Below are 19885 nucleotides of genomic sequence, written 5' to 3'. Positions count from 1 at the left end.
TCACCGAGGCTTGATGCAATGGGCAGGCTAGCCCTCGTATTCAAATAGCATCAGCGTTTCCAGGTGAGCAGTGTGTATAAACATATCTGCTACTGCTACTTGCTTGACGCGATAACCTGCATGCACAAGATGTGCCGCATCGCGGGCAAGCGTTGCCGGGTCACAAGAAATATAGGCCACCCGGGGTATGTTGTAACTGCCTAATACTTGGCAAACTGCTTCCGCGCCGCTCCGAGGCGGATCCAGCACAATCGCATCAATTTGCTGATGCTCACTCAGCAGCATTTGCACGACTCTAGCGTCACTTAAGTCTGCTTGCTGGGCATCCACATCCAATTGATTAGCATCAGCGTTAGTAGTAATTCGCTCCACCATCGCTGGGTTGCCTTCTACAGCAACCACCTTTGCTCCAGCGGCTGCTAACGGCAGACTGAAGTTACCAATCCCAGCAAAGAGGTCTATGAACTGTTGCCCTGGCGCTGGCTTCAACCATGCTACCACCTGGGCTACCATCTTTTGGTTAACCTCAGCATTTACCTGCAAAAAGTCGCCTGGTGAGAAACGTAACGTCAATAGGCTGAATGCTTCATCACTTGCCAAACGATGCTCACTTGTTGGCAAACTCGCTCTTTGAATTTCTAGCTCATCAAGGTTGAGCACTTCTTGTAGAACGGGTACGGCGCCACTATGCGCACCATTCCAGTGCAAAGCAGGTGTTTCCCGCCCTAACCAAGTGCCGAGCGAAACGTGCTGCTGTTCCGCAAATTGCTGCCAGCGAGCCATATCTTGATCATGTGCTTTTAACTGACGCACCAGCACCACCGTCGCCTCATTGGTCGCCAGTAATTCGACATGGCCAACGAGGCGGGGCGACTCTAACGTTGCCAGTAGTTGCCGCAATGGAAGAATTAATTCGTTAAGCGCGGGCACCAGAACATGGCACTGCTCAATATCAACTAACCGGTGGCTGTTGGGTGCTCGAAACCCCAGGAGAACATTACCCTGACCATCCACCCTAACACCCAGACGGGCGCGACGTCGGTAGTGCTCGCTACTGCCATCTAACGCAGCAATGGGGCCTAGCGTAAGGCCCTGGCGCGCCATTAGCTCGGTGACCACCTCGCGCTTGTGCTGACGTTGTGCAGCGAGGTTAAGATGCTGTAAATCACAGCCTCCACACTGTCCAAAGTAAACACAGGGAGGCTCAACCCGCTGCTCTGATGTAGTGAGCCGCGCTTTAATATGCGCTTCGTCGTACCGTTTACGCGTCACATGTACCGCTACATCGACGTGCTCACCGGGTAACGCCTGATCAATAAACACCGTTTTGCCCGCAATGTTATGTGCTACACCACGGCCATCATGAGCTAAACGCTCAACCACCAGCGTTGTCGAGGTATCATCTTTTGTCTCAATTTTACGGCTCGGTTTGCGTACGAGTCCCGAGTGTCCTGAGGCGGGGCGAGGTGGCCGCCGCTTACCCAACATGGCCATCTATAACTCCGGGGCAAATAAGCCAGTGGAAAGGTAGCGATCACCTCGGTCACAAACGATGAAGACAATGACTGCGTTCTCAGCTTGTTCTGCGATACGCAGTGCTCCAGCCAAGCTACCACCTGACGACACCCCAGCAAAAATACCCTCTTCACGAGCTAGGCGGCGCATGTGGACTTCTGCCTCTTGCTGACCGATATCAAGGGTCATATCGACCCTCGGTGCTTCAAAAATCGACGGCAAATACTCTTTTGGCCAACGACGAATCCCAGGTATGCTCGCGCCATCGCCAGGTTGTAAACCAACAATTTGAATCGCTGGGTTTTGTTCCTTGAGATAACGAGACACTCCCATGATAGTGCCCGTTGTCCCCATTGAACTGACAAAATGCGTCACTTCACCGCCTGTTTGCTGCCATACCTCTGGCCCCGTTGTGCGGTAGTGCGCTAGCGGGTTATCTGGGTTGGCAAATTGGTTTAGCGGCTTACCTTCGCCTCTCGCGATCATCGCATCGGCAATATCTCGTGCCTCTTCCATCCCACCTTCTTTGCTGGCTGAAATCAGTGTGGCACCGAAAGCTGCCATGGCCTGTTTGCGCTCTTCTGAGGCGTTTTCAGGCATGATCAGCGTCATTTTGTAACCTTTGATAGCAGCGGCCATGGCCAACGCAATACCCGTATTGCCTGAGGTTGCTTCCACTAGCGTATCACCCGGGACGATATCGCCCCGTGCTTCCGCTTCACTTAACATAGAGAGTGCCGGGCGGTCTTTCACCGAACCTGCAGGGTTATTACCCTCTAGTTTGGCAAGAAGCGTGTTATTACGACCGGCGGTTATGCGCTTTAAGCGAACTAATGGCGTATTGCCAACCACATCTTCGAGCGTCGGATAATTCATCGTACATTCCTTATCATCACCATTATGCTGCATTATATCGGTGCTGCCGTTAGCTTGACAGGCAACCTCATTGAATCAACGAGCTTCTCTCATGTCTTTAAACACGCGCTTACTCTTTGCGTTACTCGGATTTCCGCTTCTTGTCTATGCCGTCATGGCAGTATTGCTGGTGGTGCAAAGCGAAACCACTGGCCGTGACATGCTAAAAGAACGTTTAGTAAGCGCTGGTGAATTACTGGCCCCAAGCCTGGGTAATGCCATGGTAGATGGCGACTTACCTCGTTTGGAAGCCATTGCCAGACAGCTTCTGGAGCACAAAGGGTTACGCGCAGTGACGCTTTTCGACGAGCAAGGAAGTCGCTTATTAGTACTGGGTCACTCGATACCTCCACCGCCTCGCCTAAATGCCCCTAATTCCACGACACTCACCATGGATGAAACTATTTGGCGCTTGCAGGTACCTTTAACCACGTCTCACGGCCAACAATTTAATCTTACTAATACTGGCTGGCTTGAAGCTGAGATGGACATACGCACGCTTAAACTGGAGCGCTACAAGCTCATTGCCAGCCTTAGTTTAGGCGGCATGCTGCTTGGCCTGCTGCTATTTTTAGTCGCATTTGCGATCAGTCGCTACGCTACTCGCCCAATTGAAGAAGCGAATCAAGCGCTTTATCGCCTATCACGGGGGGACTACCGTCCTTTTATTGCGACTGCCCGGCCTACCGAGTTTCGGCAGTTGGCAGAGCATATCAATGGACTAGCGGAACATTTCCGGCAAGCCCAGCATGATATGCAAAGCCAAATCGAGCAAGCGACCAGTGAACTGCAAGAGTCAATGGAAACGATTGAAGAACAAAATATCAAACTCGATCTTGCTCATCGCAGCGCGCTACGCGCGAATGCAGTGAAGTCCGAATTTCTGGCTAATATGAGCCACGAAATCCGCACTCCTTTAAATGGCATCATTGGGTTTTGCCGTTTATTAGGCCGCTCGTCCCTCGATACACGGCAGACAGAGTGGCTAGAGCATGTGCATCGTGCTTGCGACAACCTACTGATGCTAGTCAATGATGTGCTGGACTTCTCAAAACTAGAAGCCGATCGTCTGACGCTAGAAGAAGTCGACATCGATCTTGTGTCACTGGTAGACGAAGTTGTTGGCCTTCATGCGCCTGAAGCTCAACGCAAACGACTACATTTAGTGGCGATGGTGTATGACGATGTGCCGTCAACGCTTTGCGGAGACCCGCTACGAATCCATCAAGTCCTCAATAATTTAACCAGCAATGCGCTGAAATTTACGCCTAAGGGAGAAGTCATCATCCGTGTCATGCTGGATAGTCAAGAGGGCCAGCATGTTGTACTGCGCATTAGCGTTAGTGACACAGGCATTGGCTTGAGCGATGAACAACAAAATCAACTGTTTAGTGCGTTTTCCCAGGCAGACCCTAGTCACTCCAGACAGTTTGGAGGTAGCGGTTTAGGGCTGACTATTTGCAGGCAATTAGTTCAACGAATGGGTGGAGAGATTTCGGTTGATAGCGAGCCTGGAGTGGGAGCAACGTTCTCATTTACGTTGCCGCTACTTGCGGACATGACAAATGAACGGCCACAGGAGCTCTCTCTGGACGATTCAATCATTCGCTTACACGAGCCCCACCTGCCAACTCGAAACGTATTGGAGCATTTAATAGAACGTTGGGGCGCTACTGCCGTCTCCTTCATTGAATCTGGCAACGAACAACTGCTAGTACTGAGCCTAGCGCATGATGACTTTATCGGTGAGCGAAAGACTTATTGGCAATCGGTTATTGCTCAAGCGTCCTGCCCGACACTTATCCTTGCAAATGCCACTAGCTTTGAACTGCCTCTCTGGGAGCTTCCTAATGGGGGCGATATGCTGTGTAAACCATTTACCAGAGCTCAGTTGGTTGCCACGTTTAAACAGCTATTGGAGCCTGCCACAGATACGATTCCGACCAACACACAAACGGTTAAAGCACTTCCTTCGCCCACATTGACGGTTCTGATCGTTGACGATAACGCGCCTAACCGCGAACTATTAAAAGCCATGCTGGAGAACGATCATCTCAACATTGTGTTAGCTGCCAGCGGCCAGGAAGCGCTGGATTATGCTCGTCAGCACGAAGCCGACATGGTGCTAATGGATATTCGTATGCCTGATATGGACGGTGTTCAAACCACCCAGGCATTGCGACGAATTAATAATAGCTGGGCGCGCTGTCCAATTATTGCCGTGACCGCTCACGTACTAAGCGATGAACGTCAGCAGTGGCTTGCGGAGGGTTTAGACGACGTATTGGTAAAGCCTATCAATGAAACTCAGCTACAACAGCAGTTTCAACGCTTCCTGGGCATAACACTGCCAACAAGCCCGCTTTTGGAGATACCCCAAAAAGCCCCTGCTGCTGGTTACACACCAGCCTCATTACCCGTTATTGACCTTGAGTTAGGCACTCGCCTAGCTGGCGGCAAACCCGAGTTCGCCAAAGAGCAGCTAAAGCGACTGATCGATAGCCTGAGCGAATGCGAACAACAAATTCGCAGCGCTTTCGAAGAGAGCAATCTGACGGTCTTACTCGATCATGTTCATGCACTCAATGGTGCCAGCCGCTACTGCGGCGCACCCGAGCTAGCGTTAACGGTAGAAACATTGGAGACACGCTTGCGTACAGGGGGCTTGGGACAGGCTGAGAATTTACTTGATGAACTCTTTACCGCCATCAAGCGACTTAGAGAGCAACGAGACGCGTTAAATGAGCGCTAGCCTTGCTAGCGCTCAATCACTACAAATGCCACCGCGTAATCGGCTTCATCACTGAGCGTTATATGGGCGACAGAGGCACCGCTGCTTTGAAACAGGCGAAGTGCCTCACCGCTCAATTGTAGGCTTGGCTTGCCCAGCGAATCATTGAGGATCTGAATATCGCCCCATTGCATACCGCTTCTCAGGCCAAGCCCCAGCGCTTTAACATACGCTTCTTTGGCTGCAAAACGCTTTGCCAAATAGTTAACGGGCTGACCTTTTGCCTGCCAAACAGTTTGCTCTTCAGGTCCTAAAATTCGCTGGGCAAAGCGTGGCCCATGACGTTTTACTGCCTTAGTAAAGCGCTCGACTCGGGCGATGTCCGACCCAATTCCGACAATCATCTTAGTGGCTGCAGCAACCGTTGTGTTCGTGTTCGTGTCCGTGCTCATGTTCGTGCTCATGAGCATCTAACGCCGCCATTAGACCGGCTTCTTGACCAGCAATGATCAAGCGTTTCATTTCCTGAATAGCATCCTTCAGACCAACAAAAAGCGCACGAGCAATAATGGCGTGACCAATGTTGAGTTCATTAACACCCGGCAGCGCAGCAATCGCCTCAACGTTGTGATAGTGCAAGCCATGGCCGGCATTAACTACTAAGCCAGCAGAAACAGCATGAATGGCCGCTGCACTCAGGCGTTCATATTCAGCAATAGCAGCTTCACTGCCAGGTTTTGCTTCAGCATAGGCTCCCGTGTGCAGCTCAATCGTTGGCGCCCCTGCGCGTATAGCCGCATCAATCTGCGCTTCTTCAGGATCGATAAATAACGATACATCGCAGCCAATAGCGCTCAAACGCCGGCAAGCATCGGCAATAAGATCAAAACCGCCAACAACGTCCAAGCCCCCTTCTGTAGTTAGCTCTTCACGCTTTTCTGGCACTAAACACACGTGCGCCGGGCGTATTTCCTCAGCCAGCGCCAGCATTTCTTCAGTGACAGCCATCTCTAAATTCATACGCGTATTGAGCACTTCTGCTAATAGGCGAACATCTCTAGGCTGAATATGGCGGCGATCTTCACGCAGGTGAACCGTAATACCATCAGCGCCCGCTTCTTCTGCTAACAACGCCGCTTGAACTGGATCAGGGTAACGAGTACCACGCGCTTGGCGCAGCGTCGCAATGTGATCGATGTTAACGCCTAATAAAATCCGCGGAGGATGCATCACGTGTCTCCAATAATTGATATCAAGATGCCCACCTAGCGCTGTCGGCGGCGGGCCAAATCGAGCATTAGTTCTCGGGAGCGTAAAGCGGTAGCGCCTAAATGAGGGGCAAGCGCTGCCCGCATCACCGCTTTTAAAGCGCTTGCTAAGCCAACAGGCTGCCAATCGCCTTGATCTATATAGCGCAGCGTCCGACCTTCTATGCCCTGCTCTGCAGGTGCAAAAGCACGACTTGCTGCATCAAACCGATAACGCGTTTGAGGATCGAGAACACCACCATCGTAGGTGCAAAAGCGTGGTGTTGCCTCAAGCGTCTCCAGCAGCGCCCACTCAAAACGTCGCAGCGCCAAGGCGCGGTCCGCCGGAGCTGGCAATGCTTCTAACAGCGCGCTATAAAATGCAAAAACCTCTGGCGCTGCAAGCTCCAAAGGAAGTAGACGTGTGGCTATTTCATTCGCATATAAGCCGCAGAGCAGCCCTTCTCCGGCAAGCAGTGCCGTCTGGCCTCGCGACTCCATCAGCATTAATCGCTTTAGCTCGCGCTCACCTCGCCACGACACAAACAACGGAGTAAAGGGTTGCAGCCGCTGACGCGACTTAGAACCTGGCCGCTGCCCACCATGGGCAACGGCGCGGATACGGCCATAATTAAGGGTTAACAAATCCACCAACGCACTGGTTTCACGGTAAGGCCTGCGATGCAGTAAAAACGCTGGCTCTGCCGACATGGAAGCACTCAATCGAGATCGTAACCCAAGCTTTTCAATGCCCGCTCGTCATCTGACCAGCCGCGCTTCACTTTCACCCATAGATTTAGCATTACCTTGGTGCCCAAGGCGCGCTCCATATCTAAGCGCGCTTCGCGACCAATGCTTTTAATACGATCTCCATTTTCACCGATCAAGATGACCTTTTGGCCCTGGCGCTCGACCAGAATTAAGGCACTGATATGGGTCACGCGCTCGGTTTCACGGAACTCTTCGATTTCCACGGTCATTTGATACGGAAGCTCATCACCCAGTTGGCGCATCACTTTTTCACGCACCAGCTCAGCCGCCATGAAGCGTAAGCTCTTATCAGTGACTTGATCTTCTGGGAAAAAGTGAACGCTCTCTGGCAAGTATTTGGCAACTTCCTGTTCAAGCGTATCAACTTGAGTGCCGTGCTTGGCAGAAATAGGGACTACTGCAGCAAACTCACGACGTGCACCTACTTCAGCCAACCAGGGCAACAAATCACCCTTATCGTTTAAACGATCTACTTTGTTGACCGCTAAAATCACCGGTGCTTTCACGTGCTCAAGCCGTTTTAGCACAGCTTGGTCTTCATCCGTCCAGCGGGTGCGGTCAATAATAAACACTACACAGTCAACATCACGCAACGCCTGCGTTGCTGCTTGGTTCATAAAACGGTTGATCGCTTTATTACGGTCTTTTGACATGATGTGCATGCCAGGCGTATCAACATAGATGAATTGCGTCTCTTCGACCGTCTTAATACCCATGACCTGATGCCGCGTAGTTTGAGGGCGACGCGAGGTAATGGAAATTTTTTGCCCTAGAATCCGGTTCATGAGGGTTGATTTGCCTACGTTGGGCCGCCCAACGATGGCCACGAAGCCGCAGGTTTGACTCATGACTTGTCTCCAGGTGTTTTTTCAAGGTGGAATAGCGCTTCTTCAGCTGCCTGTTGCTCAGCATGGCGGCGGCTGGGGCCTTTACCAGTGGTATGCTCGGTTAGCAAATCAATGTAGCACTCCACGGTAAAGGTCTGGGCATGCGCCTCCCCCTTTACAGAGACTACTTCATAGCGCGGCAACGCTGCCTGACGCGATTGCAAAAACTCTTGTAAGCGCGTTTTTGGGTCTTTTTGAGTATCTTGTAGCGAAATATTTTCAAGCCGCTCGGCGTACCATGCAAGCACTCGTTGACGCACAACATCCATGCCCGCGTCTAAATAAATCGCACCAATCACAGCTTCTACTGCATCAGCCAAAATGGATTCACGGCGATGACCGCCACTCTTCATTTCTCCTGAACCAAGCCGTAAGCATTCGCCGAACTCCATTTCCCGAGCCAGCTCAGCCAGTGTCTGGCCTTTCACCAAACGTGCTCTAAGACGCGATAACTGCCCTTCTCGAGCCTGAGGAAAGCGTTGAAAAAGCGCCTCAGCGATTACAAAATTGACGATAGAGTCACCCAGAAATTCCAGGCGCTCATTGTTGCGACCACCGTAGCTACGATGGGTCATGGCCAGTTCCATCAGCGTAGGATCACCGAAGGTATGGCCGATTCGTCGGCAAAAAGCGGTTAAGGAATTACTCACAGTGCTCCTACGTCGTTGACGTTAACTAATATGACAGCATTAACAATTTCTAAACTATGTTTCATTCAATACGCCGTACGCTGGTAAAACTAGGCAGGCCACCGTCCCAATGCATCCAAACGGCAAACGCTCTTCCAACGATATTATCTTCAGGAACAAACCCCCAATAACGGCTATCGTTGGAGTGATCACGGTTATCACCCATCGTGAAATAATGCCCATCCGGCACGACTACTTCACGCATCTGGGGCCCAGGATCGCGGGGATTATTATATATATAGTGGCTAACGCTACCTAATTGCTCTTCTAATAATAGCTGTTGTGGCGAAAGTTCGGGGCCTTCTTCAATCAATGCCTTAGTGACTGGATCGCCGTTAACATACAGCTGCTTACCCTCATAGCGAATACGGTCACCCGGCAAACCAACCACACGCTTAATAAAGTTGACCGAAGGCTCTTCTGGGAAACGGAACACCATTACGTCTCCCCGCTCAGGGTCATCTACCTCTAAAAAACGGTTGTGAACCACCGGTAATCGCAAACCGTAGGCAAATTTATTCACCAAGATAAAGTCACCCACTTCAAGAGTCGGCTTCATTGATCCCGATGGAATTTGAAACGGTTCAACAATAAAGCTGCGCACTACCAGCACCACCAGCAGGACTGGAAAAAACGAGCGTGAGTAGTCAATCGGCCACGGCTCTTTTAGCAACTTCTCTCGGGTGGGCGCATCCAGGCCTTCCGTCGTAGCTGCTTCAGCAGTGGCTAATCGCTCACGACGCTTAGGCCTAAGCCAAAGCAAATCCAGCAGATATATTGCCCCAGAAAGTGCAACGGCGATTACCAGTAATAATGAAAAATCCATGTGGGGTAGGTATCCCTAGTCGTTTACCTTGAGCACAGCAAGGAAGGCATCCTGGGGAATTTCAACACGCCCCACCTGTTTCATGCGTTTCTTACCGGCCTTCTGTTTTTCCAGTAGTTTCTTTTTACGGCTAACATCACCGCCGTAACATTTGGCCGTCACGTTTTTACGCAGCGCTTTGACTGTTGAACGCGCAACAACTTGGCCACCAATAGCCGCTTGAATAGCCACATCAAACATTTGCCGCGGAATCAACTCTTTCATTTTTTCCACTAGCAGGCGACCACGGTTATGCGCATGATCACGGTGGATAATGACGGCCAGCGCATCTACTTTATCGCCGTTAATCAGCACGTCCAGGCGAACCAACTTAGCTGCTTCAAAACGTTCGAAGTTATACTCAAGTGATGCATAACCACGAGAAATAGACTTCAAGCGATCAAAAAAGTCCATGACCACTTCCGACATGGGCAACTCATAGGTTAACTGGATCTGATTACCCAGGAACTGCATATCTAATTGTGTACCGCGACGCTGCTCACACTCAGCAATCACGTTACCAACATACTCCTGAGGAACCAGAATACTGGCACGCACGATGGGTTCACGCATCTCATCAACGTCTGCCATATCAGGCAGTTTGGAAGGGTTCGATACATATTGAATATCGCCGTTCTTCATGGCGAGTTCATACACCACCGTTGGCGCTGTGGTGAGTAGATCAAGATCATACTCACGCTCTAAGCGCTCTTGAATGATCTCCATGTGCAGCGTGCCCAGGAAGCCCACACGGAAACCAAAGCCCAACGCATCCGAGTTTTCCGGCTCATATTCAAGTGAAGCATCATTGAGCGCGAGCTTCTCGAGCGCGTCCCGGAAGTCCTCATAATCATCGGCACTAACAGGGAACATGCCTGCATATACCTGCGGTTTCACTTTTTGGAAACCAGGCAAGCGAGGAACATCAGGGGTTTTGGTGTGGGTGATCGTATCGCCTACCGGCGCACCATGAATTTCTTTGATGCCGGCAACAATAAAACCTACTTCGCCAGCACGCAGAATATTGGTTTCTTTGCGCAGTGGTGTGAAGATACCCACTTCGGTGGCACTCCAATCACGCCCTGTCGACTTAATCCGGATTTTTTCGCCTTTGCGCAAAGTGCCGTCGAATAGGCGCACTAGCGAGACAACACCCAGATAGTTATCGAACCAGGAATCGATAATCAGCGCCTGAAGCGGTGCATCAGGATCACCTTTGGGAGGCGGAATGTCGCGCACGAGGCGCTCAAGCAACGCATCAATGCCGATGCCACTTTTAGCCGACACTTGGCAGGCATCGGTAGCGTCCAACCCAATAATTTCTTCTACTTCTTGCGCGACACGATCAGGGTCGGCCTGGGGCAAGTCGATTTTATTGAGCACCGGCAACACTTCCAGCCCCTGCTCAATTGCGGTGTAGCAATTGGCGACCGATTGCGCTTCAACCCCTTGAGCCGCATCAACGACCAATAACGCCCCTTCACAGGCATAAAGGGAACGCGATACCTCGTAAGAGAAGTCCACGTGCCCAGGCGTATCGATGAAGTTGAGCTGATAAACTTCACCGTCTGCCGCCGTGTAATCAAGCGTTACGGACTGCGCCTTAATGGTAATACCACGCTCGCGCTCAATATCCATGGAGTCGAGCACCTGCTCCTTAAGCTCTCGCTCGGTCAGACCGCCGCAGGTCTGAATCAAACGATCTGATAGCGTCGATTTACCATGATCGATATGCGCGATGATGGAGAAATTGCGTATGTGCTTGAGCTTTCCGCTGGAAACGTCTTGAGACATCGAGTGTGTTCTGCCTTATGGGTGTGCAAGGTGTAGCAGGCTTTATTGAGCCGGCGTGCGCAGGCAATAAAGATTGCCGCACCACTACTTTGCCAATGTTCGTCAAAAAGATAAGCGCTATTGTAGCGATATGCGCGGGATAGGAACAGCAGTCCGGCGAGAACCGCCGGACTGGAGAGACAATCAGTGGATTACTCTAGACGTAATGCCACAAATAGCGAGCGTCCATCTCGGTACAAACGCAGTGGAATTGCGCGATCATCTGGTAGCTCTTCAATAATTTCTAACAGCTCATCTGCCGAAGAAACGCTACGATGGTCAATGCTAACTAATATATCGCCTACACGCAGACCCGCTTGTGAGGCAACACTTTCCGGATCAACTTGGCGCACTTCCACGCCACCACTTATATTCAGGCGCTCACGGGTTTCTTCATCAATTTCAACTACTGCCACACCCAGGCGAACCTGATTATTGCTGCTCGAACTATCTCTATGGTCAGCTTCTGAATCAGGCCAGCTACCCAGCTCAAGCGTTTCTGTTACCTGTTCGCCATCGCGCATCAGTGTTAAATCCACATCACTGCCTGGAGCAACGCGACCAATCAGACGCGGCAATGTACTGGAACGATCAACCTCTTCCCCGTTTACTTCAATAATGACATCACCCGCCTGAAGGCCACCTTGGGCCGCAGGCCCATCCGGGTCTAGGTCAGCAATCAGTGCGCCAATAGCTTCTTCCATGCCAAACGACTCGGCCAGATCACGAGACACAGGCTGAATCATTACGCCCAGCCAACCTCGATTCACATGTCCATCTTCGCGTAGCTGATCAGCAACATCCATTGCCACATTAATGGGGATAGCAAAAGAGAGCCCCATAAAGCCGCCACTACGAGTAAGTATTTGAGAGTTAATACCTACCACTTCCCCTTCAAGGTTAAATAAAGGGCCACCGGAATTACCTGGATTAATGGCAACATCGGTTTGGATAAAAGGTACGTAAACATCACGAGGCAGCGTGCGGTTAATAGCACTCACAATTCCAGCAGACACCGAATGGTCAAAACCAAAGGGTGAGCCTATGGCAGCCACCCACTCGCCGACTTTTAATTCATCAGAGTCGCCCAAATTGAGCACTGGCAAGTTATTGGCATCAACTTTCAATAGCGCCACATCTGTCTGCGTATCACTACCTACCAGCTCTGCGGTTAGTTCTCGACGATCGTTTAATCGCACAAGAATTTCATCAGCATCTTGAACCACGTGGGCATTCGTTAGTACGTAACCATCCGCACTAATGACGAAGCCAGAGCCAAGTGACTGACGCTCTTCACTGCGACCTGGCCCTCGGCTGGGAGGCGTAGGAAAACTGTCGCCAAAAAAGTGCCGAAATATTTCAGGGATATCCTGACTACCGAACCCTTGAATTGAAGGTCCAGAGCCACGCTGAATCGTCCTGCTGGTAGAGATATTAACAACGCCGGGGGCTGCATCTTCTACCAACTTGGTAAAGTCTGGCAGATTCTGCGCGTGGGCATTTTGCCCCACGGCCAAAAGTGCAATAAAGCACAGCCAAAGTGCGGAGGGAAAAACCAAGCGCTTCATGCAACAGCTCCTAATCAAGCAAGTACAAACCACGTACTAAACATAAGGGAGTGCAACTCTCAGCGAGTTACAGGAGTATTAACTGACCAGACGCGGACGGAAGCGTTCCACTCGTCCGCGCAGAAGATATTTCAGGATGACGACAGAGCTAATTAAAGTACTAAAAAATAGCATCGCACAAAACCAATCACTCCTCCCCATCCCTGACGCAGCACCCGAAATGATGATGGCAAACAGGAGGGGTAACGCATAAACAAGCAGCGCCAACCTGTTAACATCATTTTTACCAACAGTGAACGACACTAAGCTACCTATTGGATAACGGCTGGGATATTGCGAGGGCAAACCACCTGGATCAATAACGGCGTGTGGTTGACGACGGACCAACAACCCTACGCCACAACCACGACCTTCAGCACACTGCTGACAAGCGACATTGCTCGACACATCAACGACTAACCCTGCCCTAGAGTGATCAATGACAGTGCCTGAGCGTACAATAGCATTGCAATCTGTAGTGTTCACAACGATGTACCTAATTATTCAAACTGCACCGATTGAACAATGCGCTGCAACAATTCAACGGGCAGCTCGCCGATGCCCACTAATTGCCAGCTCTGATCTCCAACATCGATCAACGACACAGCAGCGGTAGACACGCCTATTCGATGAAGACCTTCCTGTAACGCTGATGGTTGACTGGCGGGCGACACGAACACACTCACAGCAGCTAACCCGTCGCTATACACACGCTGGCCGCTTTGCTGCCCCGGCTCCAGGGGCTGTTCAATAAACCCTTCGGGCAGCCAAGTTACTTGCCAGGACTGGTCAAGCATTTGTTCATCTGCGGGACTAGGTAATTCACCACTATAGGCGGTAGGAGAATGGAGCTGAGTAATCTGGAAGGTTTCAAGGACACGGCCTTGAGCATCACTAAGCACGTGCTTAAGTAACAGCCCCGTCTCTTGATCGATCCACCAAGTATGCTGATATCGCTGACTATCAATAGGCGAAAAGCGGAGTTCTACAGCATCACGTTCGGCTACCCGTGTTTTATCCTGAAGCGCTATTTCGTAATGCTCAGCAACATGCTCTGCCCATGCTTCTGGTGCAGACGTTGAGTCAGAGTCGCTGGGTGGAAACCAAGCTAAGTGCCCAGCAATGGAGCGGCGCTCAACACTAACGGACGGGCCATCCAGGTGTTGAACCACTTGTTGCCGGACGCCATCTCGAACACGATGGGAAAGTGCCAGCGTTCTCACCCCTATAGCATCAATAGAAACGGCGCGCGCTTGAAATTCAAAGCAGTGTCCAGCATAAACGCTCGACACAAGCCACTCATGAGCAGTAGTGAAGGGAGGTTGGTTAAGTGCATCTGCGCAGGAAAGCGACGGATAGCTATCAGCTTTCAGCTGGAGAGGCAGTAAACTGGTGCTCAATACGCCCAGGCCAACTGCTAACTTACCTCTCCAGGCAAGATATTTACCAATCACATTTCCAGCCACGTGGGCCCTCACTTGATATAAAGTCGGCCAAAATACCTATTAACGTTGCCCTAAAGGTTCCGTTACTGAAGAAGAGCGCATTAACGGCATCCAGCTATCACCACTCCCACCGGCAGCACCTTGCGCATGTTGCTCAAGGTACGATTTAAGCAGGCGAATCTGATCAGCATCAATAGCTAATGTCTGCTGAGCCATATCCCCTTGAGGCGCATGGGGCGAAGAAAACCCTGCATCGCTGACATTCATAAAACCGCCTTGACCGGATTGGCCATTAACACGAAACGGCGTTTGTTCGAACATCGGCATTTCTGATGGCGTCATCGAAGCGGGTTGAGATGCTGCTAAATTAACAGGCTGAACTTGCACACCACCGCCAGACTGGGCAGCAATGCTATCTCCTGCGCTTCCCCCCACACTCTGCGGGCTACCTGAGGTCGTGTTACCGTTGTTAAAGAACTGCACCCCAGTGATAACCATGAGCGAAACGGCAGCCGCTACCCCGGCACCACGGGCAAAGGAAAGCCCACCAGAGCGAGCGGGAGTAACCACGGTGTCGTCTTCAAGGGCTGGAGCAGGCTCATCACGCAATCGATCCATAATGCCAGCAGAGAGATCGATGCTCACATCTACATTTCTTTCACGCTGCATCATGCTGCGCGCCAAATGGTAGCGCCGCCATGTCTCCGCCGCATCAGAATCGTCAGGCAGTGACTTCAACACTCGGCGCAATTCAAGCTCGTCACTCTCGCTATCCATCAATGCTGAAAGCGACTCCCGTGTGTTTTGACTCATACTTCACACCCTCACACTGTGTTAAAAGAAGCGCTGCGATGACACTGCTAACGAGTGTTTACCACCCCAGCAACTCCACAGGCCAAGACCTTGTTTCAAATCGCCAACTTCCAAACGTTTAATAATCAGCAGATTAAACTGTGTAACTACTGAATATTGAACGTTCACTTGGCGCTTACTCGACCTAACCAAGATCGTCAGGTTCTATGACGCTTCACTTTCCAGACAGTTCACAAAAAAAGTAAAAACGTAATTAAATGTGAATTTAAAGCTCTGCGTCTACCACTATCCGCCCCTCACTCATCGCGACTATTCCTGGCTGTTGTCACTAATGGGCGTATATGCTCATCAACCGCTTCACGGGCGCGAAAAATGCGCGAACGCACTGTTCCTACGGGGCATTGCATCACCTGAGCAATGTCTTCATACGCAAGGCCATCTAGTTCACGCAGCGTGATCGCAGTGCGTAAATCATCTGGCAGATTCTCGATGGCTTCGTAAACGGCGGCTTCCAGCTGGTCCCGAGCAATCGATGCCTCTGGCGATTCAGAGTCAGCCAGCCGCCCGCTCTGATCAATCATTTCAGCATCGACAATATCTAGGTCACTGCCGGGCGGTCTACGCCCCCGAGACACTAAATGGTTTTTGGCAGTGTTGATCGCGATACGATACATCCATGTGTAAAACGCACTTTCCGACCGAAACTTACCGAGTGCACGGTACGCTTTGATAAAGGCTTCTTGCGCCACGTCTTGTACTTCGGAGTGATCGTGAACATAACGCCCAATCAATCCAATAATTTTGTGCTGATATTTTTTTACCAGTAGATCGAAAGCGCGTGTATCACCTTTTTGGGCACGTTCAACCAGCTGTTGGTCTGTTTCACGAGTGCCCATTCACACTTCCCTCCCGCTCGTGCGACGCACGCCGAGCGCTTTCTCTCTTCGCCCTTTCATGTGGGCCTTTACAGCAAGCAGCATAGTGTCCCTTGGGCATTGGTTAATCTTAATGATGACAGATGATAGTGAATGATTCGCCTACCACACCCAGTGTAAAAAAGTATCCAATGGTACTTAGTGTTACGCGTTCTTAGCGAGGCATCAAGCGCTTACACTCTTTCCCCTCCCATTCCTCCCGACCTAACCCACAGCCCCCGCAGAATCTTGACCGTGACACTTTTCGTTTAGATCAAGTTCCGCAACAATTGATTTTTACCTGCCTGACACGCCATAGTAGAGCCACTTTTTAGTCCATAGCGCACGCACAGGTAGCACGATGTCAGATCAGCAGGTTAGTAACCTTAACGTCCTTGCACAGGATGTTCTCACCACCCCCGAAGCTCTTAAACAGACTATTCCGCTGACAGAAGCTGCGGAACGCTCTGTTATTGAGGGCCGCCATACCATTCAAAACATCCTCGACGGCAAAGATCATCGGCTTCTCGTCGTTGTAGGCCCATGCTCCATCCATGATGTGGATGCCGCACTGGACTATGCGCGCCGGCTGCGTAAATTGGCAGATCAAGTGAGCGACAGCCTGTTCATTGTCATGCGCGTCTATTTCGAAAAACCCCGGACAACGGTGGGTTGGAAAGGACTGATAAACGACCCGCATCTTAACGATTCTTTCGAAATTGATGAAGGTCTTCACATCGCGCGCAAGCTACTCGTCGACCTGGCTGAGCTTGGCCTGCCGCTCGCAACGGAAGCGTTAGACCCGATCTCTCCCCAGTATATGCAAGACTGCATTAGCTGGTCGGCGATCGGTGCACGCACTACAGAATCGCAAACCCACCGTGAGATGGCGTCAGGTCTATCCTGCCCAGTCGGCTTTAAAAACGGCACCGACGGCAGCCTTGACGTCGCTATTAATGCACTGCAGTCCGTTGCCAGCCCGCATAACTTCCTAGGTATCAACAACGCAGGCCAAGTCGCCATTATTCGCACACGCGGCAACGCTTACGGCCACGTCGTGTTGCGCGGCGGCAACGGTAAGCCTAACTACGACAGCGTCAGCGTTTCGCTAGCTGAAAAGGAGCTTAAAAAAGCCGACCTTTCAGCCAACATTATGATCGATTGCTCTCACGCCAATTCTAATAAAGATGCTGGCCTACAGCCGCTTGTGCTCGAGAACGTCACCAACCAAATTCTGGAAGGCAACACGTCCATTATTGGTCTGATGGTTGAGTCAAACATTGGCTGGGGCAACCAAAAAGTTCCTGCCGACCTTAGCCAGCTGACGTACGGCGTTTCCATCACCGACGCCTGCATTGATTGGGATACGACGGTCGAAACTTTTACCCATATGAACGAAAAACTCGCTCCGGCGCTCACCAAGCGTATCGCACAGTAAGAAAAAACGGCTAGTAATCATAAGTGCCCCGCAAGGATATTAGCCTTAGCGGGGCATTTTATTGCTACATTTTATTACCACTTATTACTGCATGATTTCTCGTTTGAATGGCGGCAATGCATCTAGCAACGCTTGGCCGTACCGGCGAGTAATCACCCGTCGATCTAGCAGCGTAATGACACCGCGGTCGCTCTCCTTACGGATCAGCCGCCCGCAAGCCTGCACTAGCTTGATTGACGCATCTGGAACGCTAATCCGCATAAACGGGTTCCCACCCTGGCTTTCAATCCACTCGGCAAGCGTGGCCCCCACCGGATCATCAGGCACCGCAAATGGCAGCCGCGTAATCACCACATGGGTGAGATAGTCGCCGGGCAAATCGATACCTTCAGCAAAACTAGCCAAGCCAAAAATAATGCTGCCATTGCCGTCATCGACAGCCGCGCGATGACGCTCAAGCAGTTCGCGCTTGGGCAACGCATCCTGCGCCAGCACTCGCTCTTTAGTTGCCGCAGGCAGCGCTTTCTCCACCGCCCGCAATTGCGCCCTAGAAGAAAACAGCACCAGCACCGCTTCGTTATTTCCCAATTGAACCACGAAATTAACGATGGCGCTTTCATGGGCATCGCGATCACTGGGGTCGGTCGCCTCTTTAGGCACGCGCAGAATGGCATTGGCATAATCAAAGGGGCTCGGCAGCGCCTGATAGCGATAGCGGTTTGCTAACCCAGCGCGCTCTTGGATTCGCTCAAAACGCCCCAGCGCGGTAAGCGTGGCTGATGTTACTACCGCGCCATGACAGCGTCCCCACAAATGTTTCGCAAGGGTATGCGCCGCTGATACGGGACTTGCCGAAAACTCGATTTCCGGCTCTCCCGCCACACGACTAAGCGTTATCCAGCGGGCACTGGGTGGCGCATTGGCAGCATCCTGCTCACTGAAGGCTTGCCATAGCGCATGGGCATCAAGTGAACGCCCATGCAGCAGTGCAATCAGCGGCAACCACGTGTCGGCTTGATCCCTATCCAGCCCTGTTTGCTTATCAGGGTCGAGACTTTCGCGCAGGATATCGCTAATGCTTTCCAGGCTACGTGACAACGTGGCAAACATAACCAACAGTTGCTTGGCTTGTTCGCGAAGCGCTTCCGGCACCTGGCCTTTTTCAAAACGCTGCTGATGGCTAGCTTCTTCATCCGACAAGCCGTTTTCCCGCCCGGCCAGTTGGTGACCCATGCTAAACACATCGCCCAAGGCAGGCTCTAAGCTATGCAGTAACTCAGGTAACCCCGCGAGCAAGCGCGCGATTGTCGGCTGAGCCGCTAGCCCCTGATGAAGATCAGTCAAACTGCTTTTCAAGGTTTTAAGCCAGCGCAAACAGCCATGCACCGCAAAACGATGGGCAAAGTGGGAAAGTGCCTTATCTGGCAGGTGGTGGCCTTCATCAAAGACAAAAATGCAGTCAGCGGGATCGGGTAGAATCGCCCCACCACCCAACGCCAGGTCAGCAAGAACCAAGTCATGGTTGGCCACGATTATATCGGCATCTTCCAGATCACGCCGAGAACGAAAAAAGGCGCAAGCACCAAAATGACCGCAGCGACGGCCTGTGCATTGGCGATGATCCACCGTTAGCTGCCGCCAATGACTGTCGTCGATGGACGCCGACCACGTATCGCGATCGCCTTCCCACTCACCCTTGCCGTAAGCCTCTGCCATATCCGTGGCTAATAGGGAAAAGTCACTGCTGTTGGATTGAAGTGACTGCTCAAATAGCGACAGCGTCGGGTTTGGCTCAGAGCCTTCTAATGCCTGGTCAAGACGCGCAACACACACGTACCTGCCACGCCCTTTTGCCAAGGCATAACGAAAGGCAATACCGCTATGGCTGGCAAGCGAAGGCAGGTCTTGATTAAGCACCTGCTCCTGCAGTGCCACCGTTGCAGTGGAAACAATCAGTCGCTTTCCCTGCGCTTTGGCAATCGGCAACGCGGCAATCAGGTAGGCAAGCGTTTTACCAGTTCCGGTGCCCGCCTCCAGCACGCACACATGATTATCGTTTGTGCGCTTGCCTTCGCCATCCTGCTCAATGCCACCTAGCGTACGAGCAATTTCTGCAATCATCAGGCGCTGGCCGTAGCGTGGCGTCAGCTCAAGCTTTTCCACCACGCGACGATAGGCGTCTTGAATATCGCTTTTCAGCGCATTATCGAGCATG

At 51.5% G+C, this 19885-nt stretch carries 17 protein-coding genes; 2 read left to right on the top strand and 15 right to left on the bottom strand.

The features are described from left to right. Positions 1-27: 27 nt before the first annotated feature. Both rlmD and cysM read right to left on the bottom strand, forming a co-directional pair. Positions 28-1494, bottom strand: coding sequence for a 23S rRNA (uracil(1939)-C(5))-methyltransferase RlmD (gene rlmD, locus L1X57_RS13340; RefSeq protein WP_009722091.1), 1467 nt, complete (start codon positions 1492-1494; stop codon positions 28-30). Continuing rightward, positions 1495-2391 (bottom strand): cysteine synthase CysM, encoded by an 897-nt coding sequence (gene cysM, locus L1X57_RS13335; RefSeq protein ID WP_009722090.1) that lies wholly within the window; start codon positions 2389-2391, stop codon positions 1495-1497. 91 nt (positions 2392-2482) lie between these two features. On the opposite strand from cysM, the gene L1X57_RS13330 reads away from it, so the two are divergent. Further along, the gene (locus L1X57_RS13330; RefSeq protein ID WP_009722089.1) at positions 2483-5182 is read left to right on the top strand and encodes an ATP-binding protein; all 2700 of its coding nucleotides are present in this window, start codon (positions 2483-2485) and stop codon (positions 5180-5182) included. A 5-nt stretch (positions 5183-5187) separates the two neighbouring features. On the opposite strand, the gene acpS is transcribed toward L1X57_RS13330, so the two are convergent. The 12 genes from acpS to rpoE all read right to left on the bottom strand — a co-directional run bounded on the left by acpS (position 5188) and on the right by rpoE (position 16214). Further along, complete coding sequence (gene acpS, locus L1X57_RS13325) at positions 5188-5565, bottom strand: holo-ACP synthase (RefSeq protein ID WP_009722088.1); 378 nt, start codon at positions 5563-5565, stop codon at positions 5188-5190. A 1-nt stretch (position 5566) separates the two neighbouring features. Next, on the bottom strand, positions 5567-6391 hold the full coding sequence (gene pdxJ, locus L1X57_RS13320) for a pyridoxine 5'-phosphate synthase (RefSeq protein WP_009722087.1): 825 nt from the start codon (positions 6389-6391) through the stop codon (positions 5567-5569). A 35-nt stretch (positions 6392-6426) separates the two neighbouring features. After that, complete coding sequence (recO, locus tag L1X57_RS13315; protein WP_009722086.1) at positions 6427-7119, bottom strand: DNA repair protein RecO; 693 nt, start codon at positions 7117-7119, stop codon at positions 6427-6429. 8 nt (positions 7120-7127) lie between these two features. Next, the gene (gene era / locus L1X57_RS13310; protein WP_009722085.1) at positions 7128-8027 is read right to left on the bottom strand and encodes a GTPase Era; all 900 of its coding nucleotides are present in this window, start codon (positions 8025-8027) and stop codon (positions 7128-7130) included. Next, a complete protein-coding gene (gene rnc, locus L1X57_RS13305; RefSeq protein WP_009722084.1) occupies positions 8024-8716 on the bottom strand; it encodes a ribonuclease III in 693 nt (230 codons plus the stop codon). Before rnc ends, era begins: the two co-directional genes overlap by 4 nt. Before the next feature lie 61 nt (positions 8717-8777). Beyond that, positions 8778-9581, bottom strand: a complete 804-nt coding sequence (gene lepB, locus L1X57_RS13300) for a signal peptidase I (protein WP_009722083.1) — start codon at positions 9579-9581, stop codon at positions 8778-8780. Positions 9582-9596: 15 nt separating this feature from the next. Continuing rightward, a complete protein-coding gene (gene lepA, locus L1X57_RS13295; RefSeq protein WP_009722082.1) occupies positions 9597-11414 on the bottom strand; it encodes a translation elongation factor 4 in 1818 nt (605 codons plus the stop codon). Between the two features lie 191 nt (positions 11415-11605). Further along, positions 11606-13021: a DegQ family serine endoprotease gene (locus L1X57_RS13290; RefSeq protein WP_009722081.1), complete on the bottom strand. Its 1416-nt coding sequence runs from the start codon at positions 13019-13021 to the stop codon at positions 11606-11608. 78 nt (positions 13022-13099) lie between these two features. Next, the gene (locus L1X57_RS13285; protein ID WP_083817043.1) at positions 13100-13546 is read right to left on the bottom strand and encodes a SoxR reducing system RseC family protein; all 447 of its coding nucleotides are present in this window, start codon (positions 13544-13546) and stop codon (positions 13100-13102) included. 14 nt (positions 13547-13560) lie between these two features. Beyond that, a complete protein-coding gene (locus L1X57_RS13280; protein ID WP_009722080.1) occupies positions 13561-14526 on the bottom strand; it encodes a MucB/RseB C-terminal domain-containing protein in 966 nt (321 codons plus the stop codon). 39 nt (positions 14527-14565) lie between these two features. Beyond that, the gene (locus L1X57_RS13275) at positions 14566-15318 is read right to left on the bottom strand and encodes a sigma-E factor negative regulatory protein (protein WP_009722079.1); all 753 of its coding nucleotides are present in this window, start codon (positions 15316-15318) and stop codon (positions 14566-14568) included. A gap of 296 nt (positions 15319-15614) precedes the next feature. Next, a complete protein-coding gene (gene rpoE, locus L1X57_RS13270; RefSeq protein WP_009722078.1) occupies positions 15615-16214 on the bottom strand; it encodes an RNA polymerase sigma factor RpoE in 600 nt (199 codons plus the stop codon). A 379-nt stretch (positions 16215-16593) separates the two neighbouring features. Here rpoE and L1X57_RS13265 point away from each other — a divergent pair, with 379 nt between their 5' ends. Next, entirely contained in the window at positions 16594-17670 is a 1077-nt protein-coding gene (locus tag L1X57_RS13265) for a 3-deoxy-7-phosphoheptulonate synthase (RefSeq protein WP_009722077.1), read from the top strand. Between the two features lie 84 nt (positions 17671-17754). On the opposite strand, the gene dinG is transcribed toward L1X57_RS13265, so the two are convergent. Then, complete coding sequence (gene dinG, locus L1X57_RS13260; RefSeq protein ID WP_009722076.1) at positions 17755-19884, bottom strand: ATP-dependent DNA helicase DinG; 2130 nt, start codon at positions 19882-19884, stop codon at positions 17755-17757. Position 19885 lies beyond the last annotated feature (1 nt).

It is taken from the genome of Halomonas sp. TD01, from assembly GCF_923868895.1.
Lineage (GTDB): Bacteria > Pseudomonadota > Gammaproteobacteria > Pseudomonadales > Halomonadaceae > Vreelandella.
This window is presented reverse-complemented; position numbering and strand designations above follow the sequence as displayed.